At 67.8% G+C, this 19,423-nt stretch carries 14 protein-coding genes; 11 read left to right on the forward strand and 3 right to left on the reverse strand.

From position 1 onward, the window contains the following. Positions 1-113 precede the first annotated feature (113 nt). The 3 genes from ACT54R_RS13540 (at position 114) to ACT54R_RS13550 (ending at position 5,811) form a co-directional block, all read left to right on the forward strand. Positions 114-2,090 (forward strand): hypothetical protein, encoded by a 1,977-nt coding sequence (locus ACT54R_RS13540; protein ID WP_476327089.1) that lies wholly within the window; start codon positions 114-116, stop codon positions 2,088-2,090. Positions 2,091-2,673: 583 nt separating this feature from the next. Beyond that, on the forward strand, positions 2,674-4,140 hold the full coding sequence (locus ACT54R_RS13545; protein WP_476327091.1) for an undecaprenyl-phosphate glucose phosphotransferase: 1,467 nt from the start codon (positions 2,674-2,676) through the stop codon (positions 4,138-4,140). Positions 4,141-4,773: 633 nt separating this feature from the next. Further along, positions 4,774-5,811 carry an NAD-dependent epimerase gene (locus ACT54R_RS13550; RefSeq protein ID WP_476327093.1) on the forward strand — a complete coding sequence of 346 codons (1,038 nt, stop codon included), beginning with the start codon at positions 4,774-4,776 and terminating at the stop codon, positions 5,809-5,811. A 6-nt stretch (positions 5,812-5,817) separates the two neighbouring features. On the opposite strand, the gene ACT54R_RS13555 is transcribed toward ACT54R_RS13550, so the two are convergent. Beyond that, positions 5,818-6,570 carry a competence/damage-inducible protein A gene (locus ACT54R_RS13555; RefSeq protein ID WP_476327095.1) on the reverse strand — a complete coding sequence of 251 codons (753 nt, stop codon included), beginning with the start codon at positions 6,568-6,570 and terminating at the stop codon, positions 5,818-5,820. A 170-nt stretch (positions 6,571-6,740) separates the two neighbouring features. Between ACT54R_RS13555 and ACT54R_RS13560 the strand changes: the two genes are divergently transcribed. The 8 genes from ACT54R_RS13560 to ACT54R_RS13595 all read left to right on the forward strand — a co-directional run bounded on the left by ACT54R_RS13560 (position 6,741) and on the right by ACT54R_RS13595 (position 14,951). After that, a complete protein-coding gene (locus ACT54R_RS13560; RefSeq protein WP_168456627.1) occupies positions 6,741-8,156 on the forward strand; it encodes a circularly permuted type 2 ATP-grasp protein in 1,416 nt (471 codons plus the stop codon). A 257-nt stretch (positions 8,157-8,413) separates the two neighbouring features. Beyond that, entirely contained in the window at positions 8,414-9,364 is a 951-nt protein-coding gene (locus tag ACT54R_RS13565; protein WP_168456626.1) for an alpha-E domain-containing protein, read from the forward strand. Positions 9,365-9,473: 109 nt separating this feature from the next. Then, on the forward strand, positions 9,474-10,313 hold the full coding sequence (locus ACT54R_RS13570) for a transglutaminase domain-containing protein (RefSeq protein ID WP_476327097.1): 840 nt from the start codon (positions 9,474-9,476) through the stop codon (positions 10,311-10,313). Between the two features lie 180 nt (positions 10,314-10,493). Continuing rightward, on the forward strand, positions 10,494-11,345 hold the full coding sequence (pstB, locus tag ACT54R_RS13575; RefSeq protein WP_476327099.1) for a phosphate ABC transporter ATP-binding protein PstB: 852 nt from the start codon (positions 10,494-10,496) through the stop codon (positions 11,343-11,345). 83 nt (positions 11,346-11,428) lie between these two features. Continuing rightward, the gene (locus ACT54R_RS13580; RefSeq protein ID WP_476327101.1) at positions 11,429-11,863 is read left to right on the forward strand and encodes an HIT family protein; all 435 of its coding nucleotides are present in this window, start codon (positions 11,429-11,431) and stop codon (positions 11,861-11,863) included. Between the two features lie 8 nt (positions 11,864-11,871). Then, complete coding sequence (locus tag ACT54R_RS13585; protein ID WP_476327103.1) at positions 11,872-12,852, forward strand: beta-ribofuranosylaminobenzene 5'-phosphate synthase family protein; 981 nt, start codon at positions 11,872-11,874, stop codon at positions 12,850-12,852. A gap of 109 nt (positions 12,853-12,961) precedes the next feature. Then, positions 12,962-14,098, forward strand: a complete 1,137-nt coding sequence (locus ACT54R_RS13590; RefSeq protein ID WP_476327105.1) for an ATP-grasp domain-containing protein — start codon at positions 12,962-12,964, stop codon at positions 14,096-14,098. A 19-nt stretch (positions 14,099-14,117) separates the two neighbouring features. Beyond that, positions 14,118-14,951, forward strand: coding sequence for a triphosphoribosyl-dephospho-CoA synthase (locus ACT54R_RS13595; protein ID WP_476327107.1), 834 nt, complete (start codon positions 14,118-14,120; stop codon positions 14,949-14,951). Between the two features lie 89 nt (positions 14,952-15,040). On the opposite strand, the gene ACT54R_RS13600 is transcribed toward ACT54R_RS13595, so the two are convergent. Together ACT54R_RS13600 and ACT54R_RS13605 are read right to left on the reverse strand one after the other, a co-directional pair. Continuing rightward, positions 15,041-18,511, reverse strand: a complete 3,471-nt coding sequence (locus ACT54R_RS13600; RefSeq protein WP_476327109.1) for an autotransporter domain-containing protein — start codon at positions 18,509-18,511, stop codon at positions 15,041-15,043. Positions 18,512-18,716: 205 nt separating this feature from the next. Continuing rightward, entirely contained in the window at positions 18,717-19,421 is a 705-nt protein-coding gene (locus ACT54R_RS13605) for a HisA/HisF-related TIM barrel protein (protein WP_476327111.1), read from the reverse strand. Positions 19,422-19,423 lie beyond the last annotated feature (2 nt).

The following is a 19,423-nucleotide window of genomic DNA, read 5'->3' on the forward strand; positions in this document are numbered from 1 at the left end:
AGGAGACGGTGGCATCCCGGGAGCCGCAATGCGCACGGGCTGCGCATCGAGCAATGCGCAGCCCGGCGCGAAACCGCCCTCCGGCGTTCGCGTCGGGCGGCTTCGGCGCGTGCGTGGCGCGCGCCGTCCGCATGCTGGCCGTGCTGGTCCTCGCCGCGGCTCTCGCACCGACCGCCTCAGCCGGAGAGACCGCCGCCCTGTCGGAACCGGTGCGCATGATCCTCGATCGGCCGACGCTCACTGCGCTCGAAACCAAAGGGTTTGCATTCGGCACGCTGCTCGGTGCGCCGCGCGCCGCGACGCTGGCGGAACTCAAGTCCGCAAGCCCCGTCTATGCCCACCTCGCCCGCCGGATCACCGCCGACGTGACCATGCTTAAGGCCGAGATGGCGGCGAACCGTCGCCCCCTGCTGGAGGTCACGGACGACAATGTCGGCCGGGTGATTGACCTGCGCTGGCTCGGCTCGCCGCTCGCCCGCTTCCGGCTCATCGGCGTCGTCAACCGGACCGACCGGCGCGACTTCACCGCGCTCACGCCGTCCCCCTCCTGCGGCGAGGTGCGGCTCGTGTACCGCCTCGCCTACCGTTTCCAGCGCGGCGCCACGACCTATGCCTCCCGCCTGCCCGTCAACATCAACATGGTGTTCGACGTGCCCGCCGGGCCCAGCGGCGACTGCCCCGCTCTCGCCCGCATCTGGACACCCGCCGACCCCCGTCCGACCCCCGGCGACATGGCCGGCTGGCTGGCGGCCGGCCCGCTCCGGGGGCTTTCGCTCCGGCAGGTCGAAATCAATGCGCAGGTGGTGCGCCTGCCCTCCGGCATGGAAACCGAGCTCGGCGGCCAGGCCATCTATCTGATGCGCGTCTTTCGCATCGATGGCGATCAATTGGTCCCGAAGCCGCTCGAGAACACGCCGGACGTCGCGCGACTGTCGGCGGATGCGGCGCTCAAGGCTAGGCTCGTGGACTATGTCCGCGGCCACCTCGCCGAGATCGATCGCGGCGTCTACCAGCTGCCGGATGCCTTCCTGGCCGAGAAGGCGCTCTCCTTCTCCACCTTCGGTAGTGCGCGCACGGCCAACCACCCCTTCGCCGCGCTTTTCACGCCGGCGGATTTCGCCGATGTGCCCTACGAATCGCTCGGCTATGTCGCATCACCCGCCGGACTGATCGCGCGCCTCGACGACAACACCTGCACCGGCTGCCATCAGGGCGCTGCGACCGCCGGCTTCCATCTCATCGGGTATGACGAGCCGGGTACGTCGCCGTTGAACGTGGTCAAGATTCCCCTTTCCCCGCATCTTCATGCCGACGACGCGCGACGCCGGGCCTATCTGGCCGCGCTGGCGGCGGGCCACGCGCCGGATCCCTTCCGTCCGCTGTCCATCGCACCGGCCGCGGACTGGTCGCGGCCTGCGCGGGCCGTCCCGGGAACCGCGGCAGCGACCATGGCCTGCCTGGCCCCGCAGGACGAAGCTGCGTTTCACGCCAGCTGGCGCTGCGGCGACGGCCTCTCCTGCCAAGTCATCGCGCACAATCCGCGCCTGCCCCTCGGCACCGGGCAATGTATGCCGAAGAGGTCCAGCGGCCTCGTATCCGGCATGGCCTGCCTGTCAGGCGCGCTGGTGCCGGGCGCCGCGCCCTATCTCGATCGCCTCCGGATCGTGCGGCAGATCAACAGTCCCGCCGCTTCCGCCTCTCCGTCCTCCTATACCTGCCGACCGGCCAAGCTCGGGGTGCCCGGCGGCTCGGCGTACCGCCAATGCACGGCGGAGGAGCGTGCCTTCACGAACCGTGGGAACGCCGGCCCGATGCGGGAAATCTGCGCCTTCGTCGGCGGCAAGGCCTTCGACCTGTGCGTCGCGACCGACAATTTCGCGAAATGCCTCGGCGCCAGTGTCGCCCGCGGCAATCGTCCCGCCTGTGGCGACGGACGATTCTGCCGGGAGGATTTCATGTGTCAGGCGCTGCCGCCCGATCTGCCCGGCGCGGCCCGCGTGGCGCAGGAAAACGGTTTCTGCTCGCCGACCTATTTCGTGTTCCAGATGCGGATCGACGGGCACCCCGACCCGGAGCGCGGCGTCCCGTGAGGGTGCAGTGCAGCAAAGGCGGTTTCCGCCCACCCCCAGCGGCGCATTGCCGCAGCTCCGCAAATTTGTAGAAGTCTTTCGCCAGGGCTAAAGGGGTAGCCTCGCACTACCTCTCACAATGCATTGATTTTCGACGGGAAAAGCGCGTTTGATCCTCCTCCGTCGCACTGGCCTCAAATCGTTGCACGGAGGCTGGAGCATTGCCAAATCGGGAGGCGGCTTGGGGCCCGGCAAGCACTTCCGATTTATTCTGCACCGCAGCATTGCCCAAAACTTGAGCGCACCGATTGACTTCAATCAATTGTCAAACACAAATGATGTTGGGAGAGGCAAACTGCTCCAATCCTCCTTCGTTCATCGACCAATCAACTCTCCATCAAATGATAGATCGCAACATGCATTGAGCATTCTGCGAAAACAGCTCCAGATCAACTTTCTGAATTGGAATGTTTCAGGCATATGACGCCCAAGTATACGCCCAATGGCTTGGCTTTTACTCGCTTGTCGATTCTGTCCGAGGGTGCTATGTTGGCTGCACAATTTCACTTTTCCTTGCGGTATCTTTCTGCCGACTGAGGGACGAATGTCGCTTTCCACGGACAACATGCGGGTTGAACGGGCGAGCGAAGTGCATCGGTCCGGGGTGCTCCCCACGCTCGACTACGCGTCGATGCCGCCGCTCTTCGTCATATCCGACATCGCGCTCATTCTGGGACTGAGCGTCCTCGTGGACTTCCTGTTCTCGGCGCAGGCGGGCGCCGGCTTCGAGGTCACGCAGCCTCTCGGCATCGGCATCCTCGCCGCGGTGGCCTTCGTGCTCACCAACATCTCGCGCGGCCTCTACAAGCCGTGGCGCATGGTGCGTGTCGTCGAGGAGGTCCGCGCCACGATGGCCAATTGGACCTTTGCGATCCTGGTCGTCGCGACGGTGATCTTCTGCCTCAAGGTCGCGGGGAGCACCTCGCGCATTTCCACCGGATCCTTCGCCGTTCTCGGCTTCATCGCCCTGCCGTCCGCGCGCTGGGCGATGGGCGCGTGGCTGCGGCACGCCATCGCGCGCGGCGCCGTGAAGGGCCGCGCGACGATCCTGGTGGGCGATGCGGGCGAGCTCTCGAAAGTCGTGCCGGCCCATATGCTGGTGCGCCTCGGCCTCAACGAGGTACGGCGCTTCAGCCTCGCCGGTCCCGACGGCTCGGCCGGCGGGGAAATGCTCTCCGCCGCAGACAAGGAGTCGCTGAAAGCCGCGCTCCAGTTCGCGCGGCAGCATCGGGTCGAGGAAATCGTCCTCGCCATGCAATGGAGCGACATCGAGCGGCTCGATGCCGTGCGCGCCAGGCTCCGGTCTGTGCCGCTGCCGGTGAAGCTGCTGCCGGACGAGGTGGTCAACGAACTTCTCGATGCGCCCCGTGTGGATTTCGGCTCGTCCATCGCCATCGAGGTGCAGCGCGCCCCGCTGTCGCGCTTCGAGCTGGCGCAGAAGCGGCTTCTGGACATCGCCGTCGCAAGCTGCGCCGTCCTCCTGCTCCTGCCGCTGTTCGCCATCATTGCCACGGCCATCAAGCTCGACAGCCGCGGTCCGGTGATCTTCCGCCAGCGCCGCAATGGCTTCGGCGGTCGCGAGTTCACCATCTACAAGTTCCGCTCCATGACGGTGATGGAGGACGGCACGAAGGTGGTGCAGGCCCAGCGCAACGACAAGCGGGTGACCCGCGTCGGCCGGTTCCTGCGCGCATCGAGCCTCGACGAGCTGCCGCAGGTGCTGAACGTTCTGTTCGGCCAGATGTCCATCGTCGGGCCGCGGCCCCATGCCATTGCCCATGACGATGAATATTCGAAGCTGATCTCCGGCTATGCATTCCGCCATCACGTCAAGCCGGGCATCACCGGCTGGGCGCAGGTGATGGGCTTCCGCGGCGAGACGGCGGAGCTTGAGCAGATGGAACGCCGCATCGAGATGGACCTCTGGTACATCAACAATTGGTCGGTGTGGATCGACATCAAGATCATCATGAAGACCTTCATCGAGGTCCTCCGGAAGGAAGCCTACTGAGGTCATCGGCCTGCGGCCGGCGTCCGGGATGATCCCGGCCGCAGGAGTTCCCTTCCCGCCGGGACGGGGCCGGTCGAAGGGCCGAAGAGATTGAGCGGCACGCTCGCCACCCTGTCTCGCCCCGCTGAATTCCTGCCGCTGCGCGTCGCGCAACTGTGACCCTCCAGACCGGATCGTCGCCCCGAGGTCGAACGATCGGGCCGACAAGGTCAGAGCCTCTCATCCTATGGCTCTGCGATTAACCCTACTGCTTGATCCGAGCCGCGACGCTCTGATTTTCATCGCCGACCCACCGGCCCTTTGGGTAAATAAAAGACGAAATTCGCGTCGACGACTGCTGGGGGGCAGGCAAGTGATCGCAGAATCCGTCCTGGCCCTTTGGGGCATGCTGTGCTGCTCGGTGGCCTATTTCTTCGTCATGGCGCGCGCGACCTGATTGACCAGCGCCGGCCGCTGCCGGCCCTCGGACAGGTTCGCTGCGCGTGCGCGCGGTAGCCCTGGCCTCCGGGCCGATGGCCCGCCTCGCCTCCTGCCTGCGCGGCAGCGTTGATGCCGCGGAAGCGCTGATCTAAGAAGGCGCGCGTATCCGGCGAAGCTTCCGTTGTCCGGCGCGATCTGTCCCGGGGACCGCTCTTGACCTTCACCAATGCCCCCATCTTCGTCACCGGCGCGGCCGGCTTCATCGGCGCCGCCGTCGCCGAGCGGCTGCTGGAGATGGGGCATGCCGTCGTCGGGATCGACGATCTCAACGCCTATTATGACGTGCGCCTCAAGGAAGCCCGCCTCGCCCGGCTCGTCGGTCATCCCGGCTTCAGCTTCGAGCGCCTGACGCTCGCCGACCGCGCCGCTACCGCCGATCTCTTCGCCCGCCACCAGCCGAGCCATGTGGTCCACCTCGCCGCGCAGGCCGGCGTGCGCTACTCCATCGAGCATCCCGAGACCTACATCGACTCGAACCTGGTCGGCTTCGGCAACGTGCTGGAAGGCTGCCGCCATAACGGCGTCGCGCACCTCGTCTATGCCTCCTCCAGCTCGGTCTACGGCGCCAACACTGACCTGCCCTTCCGTGTCGATCAGACGGTGGACCACCCCATCAGCCTCTACGCCGCCACCAAGAAGGCGAACGAGCTGATGGCCCACGCCTATTCCCATCTCTACCGGCTGCCGGTGAGCGGACTGCGCTTTTTCACCGTCTACGGCCCGTGGGGACGGCCGGACATGGCCGTGTTCCTCTTCACGGACGCCATCTGGCACGGCCGGCCGATCAAGGTGTTCAACAACGGCGACATGAAGCGGGATTTCACCTTCATCGACGATGTGGTGGACGCCGTGGTCGCCCTGCTGCCGAAGCCGGCGACGCCGGACCCCGCCTGGACCGGGGCGGACCCGGACCCCGCCACCTCGAACGCGCCCTATCGCATCTACAATGTGGGCAACCACAGCCCCGAGCCCCTGATGACGCTCATCGGCGACATCGAGGCGGCGCTGGGGCGCAAGGCGGAGCTGGATTTCCAGCCTATGCAGCCGGGTGACGTTCCGGCCACCTTCGCCGACGTGACCAGCCTCTCGCAGGCGGTGGACTTCGCCCCGCGCACCCCCCTCAAGGAGGGCGTCGCCCGCTTCGCGACGTGGTATCGCGACGTCTGGCTGGGCCAGATCGCGAAGGGCTGAGGCGCATCAGCTGCGCGAATTGTCCTCGACCATCCGTGCCACAGCATCGCCTGCGGCGGCCAGCGTTTCGGCTTCGCGCGCGCGCACCACGAGATTGGTCTTGTAGCGCCCGTCCACTTCGTCGCGGAACGGGTAGGAGCCGATGATCGCGTCGGGATAGGTCTCGGCGATCTTGCGCAGCGGGGCGGCAATGTCGCCCTCCTTCGCCTCGGCGAGGATGGTGCGCGAAAGCATGGGCCGGCCTTTGCGCAGGTCGGGCAGCACCGCCTCCAGCATCGACTGCATGATGCGCGGCACGCCCGCCATCACGATGACGTTCTCGATGCGAAAGCCCGGCGCCTTGGACACCTCGTTCACGACGAGGCTGGCCCCGGCGGGAATACGCGCCATGCGCAGGCGCGCCTCGTTCAGGTCCTTCTCGGCGATGTATTCCAGCAGCATCGCGCGGGCGCGCGGGTCCACGTCGATGGAGACCCCGAAGGCCCTGGCGATGGCATCGGCCGTGATGTCGTCATGGGTCGGGCCGATGCCGCCGGTGGTGAAGACATAATCGAAGCGGGCGCGCAGTGCGTTGACCGCCGCCACGATATCCTCCTCGACGTCCGCCACCACCCGCACCTCGCGCAGGTCGATGCCCACGTCGGTGAGCCGTTCGGCGATGTGGCCGATGTTCTTGTCCTTGGTCCGGCCGGAGAGAACCTCGTCGCCAATCACGATCAGCGCAGCCGTGACCGATCGCGCGTCGCCTGCCTCACCCATGTCTCAGATCCCTGCCCTTGGCGGCGTCATCCAGTGTCTACATGCCTAAAATCAAGGCACATTTAAAGCGTGAGCGGCGCCTTCGCTCCGCTTTCCCGTTTAGCACTTCTTTGGCACGATGTTTGTTAAGTTCATGGGGAGCTTCCCCGGGGCGTGGAGTGTCGATCCCAATGCCGCATGCGTTCGATGAAATGTCCAGTACCGACGGCGCGGTAAGGCCGGCCTACGAGACCCTCCAGCGCTGGCTCGCCGAAGTGCCGCAGGACGTGCTGGACCACCGGCGCAAGGAAGCCGAGTTCATCTTCCGGCGAATCGGCATCACCTTCGCGGTCTATGGCGAGCAGAACGCGCAGGAACGCCTGATCCCCTTCGACATCGTGCCCCGCATCATCACCAAGGACGAATGGGGCCGGCTGTCCCGCGGCCTGGAACAGCGCGTCAAGGCGCTGAACATGTACATCAAGGATGTCTACGGGAAGCGCGAGGTGCTGAAAGCCGGCGTGGTGCCGGAAAACCTCGTCTACCAGAATCCCGCCTTCCGCCCGGAGATGAACGGGCAGCGCGTGCCGCACGACCTCTATGTCCACATCGCCGGCATCGATATCGTGCGCACCGATCCCGATACCTTCTATGTACTCGAGGACAATGCGCGCACCCCCTCCGGCGTCTCCTACATGCTGGAAAACCGGGAGATCATGCTGCGCCTGTTCCCCGAGCTGTTCTCCATGCACCGCGTCTCGCCGGTGGAGAATTACGCCGACGATCTGCTCGCCACCCTGCGCTCGCTCTCGCCCCACGGCGGGCATGAGCCGAACGTGGTGATCCTCACCCCCGGCATCCACAATTCGGCCTATTACGAGCACTCCTTCCTCGCGGACAAGCTGGGCGTGGACCTCGTGGAGGGCCGCGACCTGTTCGTGAAGGATGCGGTGGTCTACATGCGCACCACCGAGGGTCCGAAGCGGGTGGACGTGATCTATCGCCGCCTCGACGACGATTTCCTCGATCCCCTCGCCTTCCGCCGCGACAGCGTGCTCGGTGTGCCGGGGCTGATGAGCGCCTATCAGGCCGGAAACGTCACCCTGACCAACGCTGTGGGAACGGGCGTCGCCGACGACAAGGCCGTCTATTCCTACATGCCGGACATCATCAAGTTCTACCTCGGAGAGGAGCCTCTGCTCCCGAACGTGCCGACTTGGCGCTGCCGCGAGGCGGATCATCTGAAGTACGTGCTCGAGCACCTGCCCGAACTGGTGGTGAAGGAAGTGCACGGCTCCGGCGGCTACGGCATGCTGGTCGGCCCTGCCTCCGACAAGGCGCAGATCGAGAAGTTCCGCGACAAGCTCAAGGCGGACCCGGCGAACTTCATCGCGCAGCCCACGCTGGCGCTCTCCACCTGCCCGACGCTGGTGGAAAAGGGCATCGCGCCGCGCCACGTGGACCTGCGCCCGTTCATCCTGTCCGGCTCCGACAAGGTGCGCATCGTCCCCGGCGGCCTCACCCGCGTCGCCATGAAGGAGGGCTCCCTGGTGGTGAACTCCAGCCAGGGCGGCGGCACCAAGGACACTTGGGTATTGGACGCATGAGCGGGGGCGCTCATGCTTCGGGTTCTGAACGCATGAGCACGAGCGCTCACGCTCTCGCTTTTCGACGCGCGGGCGCTATCGTTCGTGCAGGTTTCTCCCCGCGCACGGGCATCCCGGCCCGTGCCATTGCCGGAGCCGGGGCCCCGCCCGGTTCCGCCGCCTGAACCGCCCCCGGAGGCACCACGCCATCCGGGTGCAGGACGCCTGAGCGCGGCTGAACCGCGCCGCGCACCCTCTCCTTCCGCAACGGGCTCCCCATGCTTTCCCGCACCGCCGACAACCTCTACTGGCTGACCCGCTACGTCGAACGCGCCGACTGCCTGGCCCGCATCCTCGACGTCTCCCAGCGCCTCGCCTACACGCCCGTGACCTACGGCGGCTCCACCAATGAGTGGAGTTCGGCCGTGCTCACCGCCGGCTGCGCCGACGAGTTCGTCGCGCGCTACGGTCCGCTGGAGGAGGCGAAGGAGGAGAATGTGGTGTCGTTCCTCGCCTTCGAGGCGGAGAACCCCTCCTCCATCCGCAACTGCTTCGAGGTGGCGCGCACCAACGCCCGTTCGGTGCGAACCGCACTGACCTCCGAGATGTGGGACGTCATCAACTCGGCCTGGATCGAGTTGCGCAACTTTCCCAACCGGGCACTCACCCGCGACGAGCTTTCGCGCTTCCTCGCCTTCGTGAAGGAAACGTCCCTGCGCTTCGACGGGGCGACCTTCCGCACCATGCTGCGCAACGACGGCTACTGGTTCGCCCGCTCCGGCGCCCAGCTCGAGCGCGCCGACAACACCGCCCGCATCCTCGACGTGAAGTATCACGTGCTGCTGCCGGAGAAGGAGCACATCGGCGGCCCGCTCGACTATTTCCAGTGGGCCTCCATCCTGCGCTCCGTCTCCGCGCTCACGGCCTTCCACTGGGTCTATCGCGACAGCGTGAAGCCGTGGCTGGTGGCGGACCTGCTCATCCTGAACCGGCAGATGCCGCGCTCGCTCGCCGCCTGCTACGACAGCCTCGCCCGCAATCTGGACGACATCGCCTCGGTCTATGGCCGGCAGGGCCCGTCCCAGCGGCAGGCGCGTTCCATGCTCGCCAGGCTCACCAACAAGTCCATCGACGATATCTTCCAGACCGGCCTGCACGAGTTCATTTCCGAGTTCATCTCGGACAACAACAAGCTCGGCGCCGAGATCACCGAGCAGTATCTGACCTGACCCCGGGGCCGTTCCCGGCCCCATCAGCTTCCCCGTCGGCGCGGCCGGCTCGCGCCGGGGGACTGTCAGTCGCGGCGCGCGCGCCGCATCGTCACCAGGGACGCCCGCAATGCGCATCCGCATCCGCCACGAGATCACCCAGCGCTTCGAGCCCGGCACCCGCAACATGGCCGTGACCGTGCGCATGACCCCGCGCGCCCATGAGGGCCAGTTCATCCTGCGCTGGGCGCTCGACCTCAGTTCCGACTGCCGCCTCCACCCGCAGGAGGATGCCTTCGGCAACCTGTGCCACACCTTCTCCGTGGACGGCCCGGCGGACCATCTCACCGTCTGCGCCGAGGGCGAGATCGAGACGCAGGACACCACCGGCATCGTGCGTGGCACGGTGGAGCGCTTCCCGCCGTCCCTGTTCCTGCGCCAGACCGACCTTACCGAGGTGGATGACGCCCTCGCCGCCCTCGCTGCCGCCATCGACGCGCCCGAGGACGACCCGCTGGCCCAGCTCCACGCCCTCATGGTCAAGGTCCACGAGACGGTGGAGGAGCAGGAGGGGCCGACCCTCGGCGATCCCCTGAGCGCGACCGAGGCCCTGAAGGCGGGCACCGCCTGCGCCGGCAGCATCGCCCATGTCTTCACCGCCGCCGCCCGCCACCTCGGCCTGCCGGCACGCCACATCTCCGGCTACGTCGCGCCCGAAGGCGATGCGGAAGGCGAGGGCGAGGCGCGCCACTGGGCCGAGGCCCATGTGCCGAAAATCGGCTGGGTCTCGTTCGATGCCGGCCGCAACATCTGCGGCACGGAGCATTACGTGCGCCTCGCCGTGGGCCTCGATGCGGTCGGCGTGCAGGCCCTGCGCAGCACCGGCCTCGATGTGGAGGAGCGCATCAGCGCCCTCGACGGCCGGGCGCCGCAGAAGCTGGCGCAGGCCCAGAGCCAGGGGCAGAACTGAGCCCGCGCTGTCCCGCGCCGACGGTGAGCCGGCGCAGGATGTCTCCCGCGCCGTGCCGCGGCAAAGTGTTTCCGCCGCTCGATTTTCCGCGCGTCACGCGCTCCGCATGAGATAGCGCAAGGACGGGGCGGCGGCGGCGGTCTAGGCAGGAGGAAAGGCTCCTGTCGAGGATCGGCCGCCATGTCCATCCACACCCCGTCGTCCCTCCCCGCGGACGGCTACACCCACGCCGGCCTGCCCGCGCCGACGGTCTTCGCCAGCCGGCAGGCGAGCCTGCCGCCGGTCAAGCTCTCCGTCCGAAACCTGAGCTTCTATTACGGCGACGCGATCGCGCTGCGGAACATCTCGGTCGATCTGCGTGCCCATTGCGTGACGGCTTTCATCGGCCCGTCGGGCTGCGGAAAGTCGACCCTGCTGCGCATCTTCAACCGCATGTACGAACTCTACCCGGACCAGACCGTGGAGGGCGACGTGCTGCTCGACGGCGTGAGCATCCTCGGCGACGCCATGGACCCGGCGAGCGTCCGGGCGCGCATCGGCATGGTGTTTCAGAAGCCGACGCCCTTCCCCATGTCGATCTACGATAACGTGGCCATCGGCCTGCGCATCAACGAGGAGCTGACCCCGGCCGATCTCGACCACCGGGTGGAAGAGGCCCTGCGCAAGGCCGCCCTGTGGGACGAGGTGAAGGACATCCTGACCCAGAGCGGGCTCAGCCTGTCCGGTGGCCAGCAGCAGCGCCTGTGCATCGCCCGCACCATCGCCCTCAAGCCGGAAGTGATCCTGCTCGACGAACCGTGCTCGGCCCTCGATCCCATCACCACGGCGCGCATCGAGGAAACCATCGAGGAATTGAAGGCGCACTACACCTTCGCCATTGTCACCCACAATCTCCAGCAGGCGGCCCGCATCTCCGACTTCACCGGCTTCATGTATCTCGGCGAGATGGTGGAGTTCGCGCCGACGCAGGACCTCTTCACCCACCCTAGGGACAGGCGGACGCAGGATTACGTCACCGGCCGCTTCGGCTGAGCCTCGGCATGGGGTGCGCAAGCGTGCGGACTTGACCCCCCGCCCGCACCCTGCAATCTCCTCCCCAACAGGGAGAGACACGCATGACCGCCACGCCGGCCTACGATCCGCAGAACATCTTCGCCCGCATCCTTCGCGGCGAGCTGCCGGCGCACAAGGTTTATGAGGACGACAAGGCCCTGGCCTTCCTCGACATCATGCCGCGCTCCCCCGGCCATACGCTGGTCATCCCCAAGGCGCCGGCCCGCAACATCCTCGACATCACGCCCGAGGACCTCGCCTATGTGGCGACCATCGCCAAGAAGGTGGCCATCGCCGGCATGAAGGCCTTCGGGGCGGATGGAATCACCGTGCAGCAGTTCAATGAGGATGCCGGCGGGCAGGTGGTGTTCCACCTCCATGTCCACGTCATCCCGCGCCATTCGGGTGTGCCCATGAAGCCACCGGCAAGCGAGATGGAGAAGCCCGACGTGCTCGCCGCCCATGCGGAGCGGCTGCGCGCCGCCCTCGCCGGCTGAGCCGCCGCGTGGATCTCATCCATGCGGCCGGGGTGAAGGTGCGCGCGCCGGCGCGCCTGCACCTCGGCTTTCTCGATCTCGGCGGATCGCTCGGCCGCCGCTTCGGCTCTCTCGGCATCGCGCTGGAGCGGCCCGCCACCGAGGTGAGCGTCCGACGCGCCACGTCCGACGCCGCCGCAGGACCTGACAGCGACCGCGCCGCCCGTGCGCGGGATCTGGTGCGCGACAAGCTCGGCATTGAGGAGCGCTTCGCCATCGAGGTGGACGCCGCCCTGCCGGCCCATGGCGGCCTCGGCTCCGGCACCCAGCTGGCGCTGGCGGTGGGCGTGGCCGTGGCAAGGCTCTCGGGGCATGTGCTCTCCGCGCGCGAGGTTGCGACCGTGCTCGGCCGCGGCCGGCGCTCGGCCATCGGCATGGAGGCATTCGCGGCCGGCGGGGTGATCCTCGACGGTGGCAAGGCGCTCGCAGGCCCCGATGCCAATGCGCCACCTCCCCTCCTCGCGCGCTTCAAGGTGCCGGAGAGCTGGCGCATCCTGCTGGTGTTCGACACCGCCCGCGAAGGCTTGAGTGGGCCGCAGGAGACGGCGGCCATGGCCACCCTCCCGCCCTTTCCGGCGGAGCAGGCGGCGCAATTGTGCCATCGCATGCTGCTGGAGGCCCTGCCCGCGCTCGCGGCGGCGGATGCGGACGGGTTCGGCCGCGTCATCGGCCACTGGCAGCGCGTGCTGGGCGATCACTATGCCGCGGCGCAGGGCGGCGGCCGCTTCCTGAGCCCGCAGGTGGCTGAGGCCATCGCCGCCATCGAGGCGGAGGGAATCCCCGGTGTCGGCCAAAGCTCGTGGGGTCCCACCGGCTTCGCCATCGTCGATGGCGAGGACACAGCGGCGCGACTGGCCGCCACCTTGCGCGGCCGCTTCGCATCGTTCACAAACCTGTCATTCGATTGCGTGCGAGGAAACAATCAGGGCGCGGAAGTGATCGCTCTCTGAATACCGCCGACGCGGCCGGAAAGAACGGGAGGAAGGCGCGTAACCGTAAGGGGCCGCGCCGCACAAAAGGCCCCGCAAGTGGGCTTTGAACCAACAGGCTGGGATCTAGATGGATATTGCTCTGATCGCCATTTCCGCCCGGCCGCTGGCGGCCAGCGCCGCCCGCGCCGGCTTCGCCGCGCTCTCGTTCGACCTGTTCGCCGATCTCGATACCTGCGCCCACACGGCGCGTTGCGTCCGGGTCCACAAGAAGAACGGCTGCGCCTTCGATGGCGATGACCTCATCCAGGCGCTGCACTCCCTCGCGCCCACCGGCCTGCCGGTGGTGCTGGGCGGGGGGCTGGAGGACGATACCGCCCTCATGACCCGCATCGCCGAGCGCAATCCCATCCTCGGCAACGCGCCGGCCATCGTGCGCGTGCTGAAGGACCCCATCGCGCTGGCCGCGCTCGCGGCCCATCTCGATATCCCCTTCCCGACCGTGACCCTCGAAGCGCCTACCGCCGAGACCTTCGGCGACGCGCCGGTGCTTGAGAAGAAGATCGGCGGGGCCGGCGGCGCCCATATCAGCCGCCGGGCGCCGGGAGATCTCTCCGCACCCGCGCCGGGCCACTATCTCCAGCGCGAAGTCAGCGGGCAGTCCCTCTCGCTGCTCCTGCTGTCCAATGGCAGCGCCGCCCGCATCGTCGGCGCCTCGCGGCAATGGCGCTCGCAGGACGAGGAACATCCCTTCCGCTATGGCGGCGCCACGGGGCCCGTCGCCCTGCCGGAGCGGTTCGCCGCGGAGATGCTGAAGGGTGCGCTCAGCGTCACCCTCGCCTGCGGGCTGGTGGGGCTGGTGTCGCTCGACTTCGTTGTGAACGACGACGGCTGGTTCCTGGTGGAGGTGAATCCTCGCCCCGGCGCCACCCTCGACATCTTCGACACCGATCCCCTGCCTCCGCTGCTCGGCCTGCATCTGGCGGCCTGCGGCGGGAAGCTGCCCGAGGTGCTGCCCGCGCCGACCCAGGCGCACGCCGCCGGCGTCATCTATGCCGCCCAAGACATGGTGGTGCCGCAGGATGCGTGGCCGGACTTCGTGGCCGACCGCCCGCCGGCCGGCGCCTCGGTGCTGAAGGGCGCCCCGCTCTGCACCGTGCGCGCCACCGGCCCCACGCCGGAAATCGCCGAGGCGCGGATGCGCGAGCGCACGCAGGCGCTGCTGCGCGACTTCGGCCTCGGTGCGGTGATGGAACCTGCGCCGTGAGCACTGCCCCCATCGACGCATGAGAGCGCTGGTTGCGAAGGAGGTGGCGGAGGCTTTCCACGCCGCCTGCCTCGCCGAGTTGTCGGCCCTGAAGCCGGGCAACGTCCATGTCTTCGCCGCGGGGCACGGCATGGAAACCACGCAGTTCGAGGCCGCAGCCGCAGCCGCAGCGCCGGCCATCGCCGTCACCGGCGAAACGGTCGGGGCACGGGTGCTGGCGGCGGTGGAGGCCTCTCTGGCGGTTGCCGGCTGCAACACAAATCTCGGCATCATCCTGCTTTGCGCGCCCCTTGCGGTGGCGGCCGAAAGCGCCGGCCCGCTCCGTGAGCGGCTTGCGCAGGTGCTGGACGGGTTGGATCTGGCCGACGCCGGGAATGCCTTCCGCGCCATCGCCGCCGCGTCACCCGGCGGCCTCGGCGCGGCCGACGAGGCGGATGTGCGGGCACCGGCCAGCGTCACGCTTCGGGAGGCCATGGCGCTTGCCGCCGATCGCGACGCCATCGCCCGGCAATATGTGACCGATTACGCGGATCTCTTCGCCCTCGGCGTTCCGGTGCTCGCCGACGGGCCGCTGGAGCGCGGGCGGATCGAGGATGCCTACCTTGCGTTCCTCGCCACGCTTCCGGACAGCCATATCGCCCGCAAGTTCGGGGCGGAGCAGGCGGAGGCGGTGCGGCGGGAGGCCGAGGTGCTGCGCGGCCGGCTCGGCGGCCTGTCCCCGTCAGCGCGCCACGATGTGCTGCTCGCCTTCGACACCAGCCTGAAGGCGCGGGGGCTGAACCCCGGCACCAGCGCAGACCTCACCGTCGCGAGCATCTTTGCCGCCCTGATCGAGGAGCGTGCGAACGCTTGAGGCTCGCTCGCCGGAGCGATCTCGTTCACGCCAGAAGAAAAAGGGCGCGCGAGGCCCTGTGTTCAGCCTTTCTCGCGCGCCCGGTCGTCTCAGAACTTCACCGCCAGCGTCGCCTTGCCGGCATTGTAGCTGGTGCCGTCACCGGCCATGCCCTCGTAGCCCAGCGAGAAGGTCGCGCCGGTCGCAAAGGCGAAGTCGATGCCCACCGAGCCGACGATGCTGTCCTCGGCGATGGCGAGGCCGTCGATGCCGAAGGCCGTGCCGGTATTGATGAAGCTCAGCACCGTCTGGGGCGTCACGTCGCCGAAGGCGTGGCGCCAGCCGGCCGAGGCGTGGGGTGTCACGACGATGCCGGAGGTGGCGAAGCTGGTGGCGACGCGCAGGCCCAGGGTGGAATAGGCGGTGTCGAACGACGAGCCGGTGGAGGCGAGGCCGGCGATGGGCGCGTTGTTCTCGATGAAGCTGCCGAGATTCACGCTGGTCCAGCCTATGCCGGCGAAGGGCTCCAGCGCCAAGCCGCTGAACGCGAAGGTGTAGCCGGCCTCGGCGAAGAGGTTGCCGGCGGTGCCGTTGTAGCTGGCTTTCGGGCTCTCGCCGGTGAGGGCGACGAAGCGGCTCTGGTCGATGCTGCTCCAGCCGTAGCTGGCGCCGGCACGCAGCTTCACCGCGTCGAAGGTCGCGCCACCGTAGGCGGCGATGCGCCAGGTCTCGGTGGTGGCCGAGGCCGCATCCGCGCTGGTCGAGGCGGAGGAATAGCCGGCGGCAAGGCCCATCACCCAGTTGCTGGCCGAGAGGTCCGCGCCGATGAGCAGGCCGCCGAGGTTGGTGTCGGCCGCGGCGGCATTGCCGTTGGCCGAGGTGGACAGCCACTGGCCGTAGCCCTGCGCCCAGGTGGTCCACACGGGTGCGGGCTCGGGCGCCTTGATGGCCTTGAAGGCTTGCGCGCCGGGCGCCGCCGGATCGGCGTAGGCACGCGCCGGCCCGCCTGCGCCGAGCGCGCCTTCGGCGCCCTTGGCGCCGGTGTAACCCGCCTGCCGCAGGCGGCCGAGGATGAGGTCGTTGACCATCATGTTCTCGGTGGCGAGCTGGCCGGGCAGCGTGGCGTAGAGGTCGCCGGAGAGCTGGGAGAGGGCCAGCGTTGGCTTGTCGTCGGCCGTCTGGGTCACGAAGGCCGAATAGAGCTTCGATGTGTCCGCCTTCGGCCCCGCGCCGATGCGCTCCAGGGCGCCGGCGACCGAGCGCTGGTTGGGCGTCACGGCGTAGGAGGCGAAGGAGACGCCGTTGCGCGCCAGCGAGAGGTAAACATTGTTGGCGTCGTAGCTCAGTGCGGGATCGACGAAGAGATAGTCGATGGGGGTGAGCACATCGAGCGAGAAGGTGCCGCTGACACCGCCTGCGGACGAGAGAATGGTGTAGTCCCGGCCCCAGGCGAGCTGGCCCACCATCTCCACCTCGGACCCCACGCCAATGACGGTGGCGCCGGTGGCGCGGATGAGGTCGGTATTGCCCACCGCGTCCACATCCACCCGGTAAGTGCCGGAGATGGCGGCGGAGCCCTTCACGTCGAGTACGCCGAAGCGCGACGTTGCGGAGCTGAGATTGATCGTCGTGTTGCCGGAGACGGCGAGGCCACCCACCGTGCCCCAGCCAAGGAGCTCGGCCGGCAGGGCGTTCGAGCCCGACACGCTCAGTGAGGCCCCGGCGAGGGAGGCGCCCTCCAGATAGACCGAAGCCTGGTTGAAGATCACCGCGCCCGAGAAATCGGACGTGCCGGTGAGGGTGGTGAGCGAGCCGGTGCCGGCAGTCAGCACCTCGAAGTTGCGATAGGTGGCGCTGTTGCCGAGGAGGCTCAGGTCGAAATCGACATTTTCGCCATTGCCACCGAGCTGCAGGGTGTCGACGCCGCCCTCCGCGTCCACGATGCCCACCACCTTGCTGCCGGCGCCATAGACAAACAGATCGTTGCCGCCGCCCATCTGCACCGCATAGGTGGTGCCGGAGATGGTGCCGTAATTGGTGACGGTCAGCGACTTGGTGGGGTCGACGCCGGAGTTCACATAGCGGATGCCATAGCCGTCGAGGCCCTGGATCGTGCCGTAGTTGGTAACGGTCGCGGCGGCGTAGGCATCGCCGCTGTTGCTGTCGTCGATGAGGATGCCGTTGTTGGCGCCGGAGATCAGCGCCGCGGTGTGGGCGGCATCGCCGTTCACCATCGTGCCGCCGCCGATGGCGATGCCCTCGGAGGTGCTGGGCTTGGTCTCGCCCGGCTTGATGCCCTTGGAGCCGAGCCCCTCGATGGTGCCGTAGTTGATGACCGTGCCGGCGTGGTCGAAGTCCACGCCGTCGCCGTCGCCGAAGCTCGCGGCCGGATCGAAGGTGCCGGAAATCTTGCCGTAATTGACCAGCGTGCCCGTGCCGTTGGAGTTCACGCCCGAACCGTTGCGGCCCTCGATGGTACCGTTGTTGGTGACGATCAGATTATCGTCCGTACCGGTGGCCTTGATGCCGTGATAGGCGCCGGAGATGAGACCGCCGGCATAGTTGTTCACCTTGAGGGTGATGGCCTGGCCCTGGTCGTCGCCGCTCACCTTGACGGCGGAATTGTTCTGCGTGTCGGCGGTTCCGGCTGCGTAATAGGACGAGATGGTCCCGTAATTGTTGATGGTGACGCCGTTGGTGCCCTGGATGCCGTCATTGTCGGCGGCGGTGATGAGGCCGGTCTTCTGGTTGGTAATGGTGATGGTGGCGTTGGTGGAATAGATGTCGCCGAGGTCGATGCCCTGCCCGCCTGACTTCGACTGAATCGTGCCCGCGTTGGTGATGGAGATCACCGGCGCGGCGGTGCTACCGGCGGTGGACGAGATCTTGATGGCGTCGTCCGTGCCGGTGATGACGCCGCCCGCCTCATTGGTGATGGTGAGGCTCTTCAGCGTGTCGAAGTTCGAGGCGGTGTCGAACTTTATGGCGCGCTTGCCGGCCGAGGTGGTCTCGATCGTCCCGGAATTGGTGATGCCGATGGTGCCGCCGCCGAGGCGGATGGCATCCGAGCCGGCCGAGGAGATGGTGCCGGTGTTGCCGATGGTGATGGCGGCGGTGGCGGAGGTCGCCTTGTCGAAGTCCAGCGCCTGACCGGTCTGCGAGCTGATCGTGCCGGCGTTGTTGACGATCACCGTGCCGTTGGCGAGCGGCCCGTTGATGCGGAAGGCATCATCCTTGGACGTGACCTTGCCGGTGGCGGTGTTGGTCAGCGTGAAGGTGCCGGTGAACGCACCCGTGGTGTCGATGGTTCGTCCGGTGGAGGTGACGGTGCCGGAATTGGTGATGACCACGCCGGGCGTCGTCGTGGCATTGCCGTTCCACACGATGGAGGCGGACGAGCCCGTGCTCAGGGTCGCGCCTGCGTCGATGGTTCCCGTGTCGCTGCCGGAGACGGTCTGCTGCCCGGAGGCCGGCGGCACCGTGAAGGATCCCGCAACGGCGGGCAGCGCCGCGCCCGAGCAGACGAGCGCCAGGACGATTCGGCTTGCGGACGAATGAAGCAGCGGCAGACGGAGCATCATGGAAGGGCAATTCCGGCAGGGAGAAACGGGAAGCTCGGCCCTGCCTATGGGTGCGATGCTACAGTTCCATGACACAAAGCACCCCTACGGCACCCACGCGGGATCGTCGCGTCACCTCGGATCGGGACTGTGGCCGGCAGGTAACAGTGAACCACGCCCAAGCCCAAGCACGGCGCTCCGCCAGAGGGGGAAATGCCCCCCTCCCTCAGGCCCAGCGCCGCGCGCTCTCCCGGTCGATCCGCCCATCGTGCAGGGCACTGGCCACCAGCGCGCCGGCGATCCCGGCCCGGGCGAGCACCTCGAGATCTGCCGGCCCCCGCACGCCGCCGGCGGCATAGAGCGCGGGCGAAGCCCCCTGCGCCTGCGCACGCCGCGCAGTACGCTCCAGCGCCGACATGTCCGGCCCTTCGCCGCTGCCGACGCGGGCGAGGGTCATGACGATCACGCGCGCAGGCCACAGGCGCGCGTCGCGGTGCGCCTGCTCCGGACCGCGCGGCCCTGCGGCATCGTGGTCGAGGGAGAGAATCACGCCGTCCATGGCGAGCGCGGCCTCCACGTCAGCCGCGCCGAGGCTCTCGGTGCCGACGATGGGAGTGCCCGGCCCGGTTTTGGCGCGTGCGGCGATGCGCGCCGGGTCTCCTTCGCCGGCATCCACCCAAAGCGCGATGTCCGGGAAGCGGATGCGGAGGTCGCGCAGTGCCGCGTCATTGGTGCCGACGCCGGTTATGGCATCGATATCAGCCACATAGAGGGTCCGGAACGGCGCGAGCGCGAGCAGCCCCGAAACCACATCGCAGGGCATCGCGCTCGACGAGAGCGGCGTTTCGATGGGACGATAGGCCTCGCGCTCGCCCCTGTGGGCACGCACGACCACCCCTCCCTTCAGGTCAACGACGGGGATAAGCTGCATGT

Source organism: Xanthobacter sp. DMC47 (assembly GCF_056313845.1).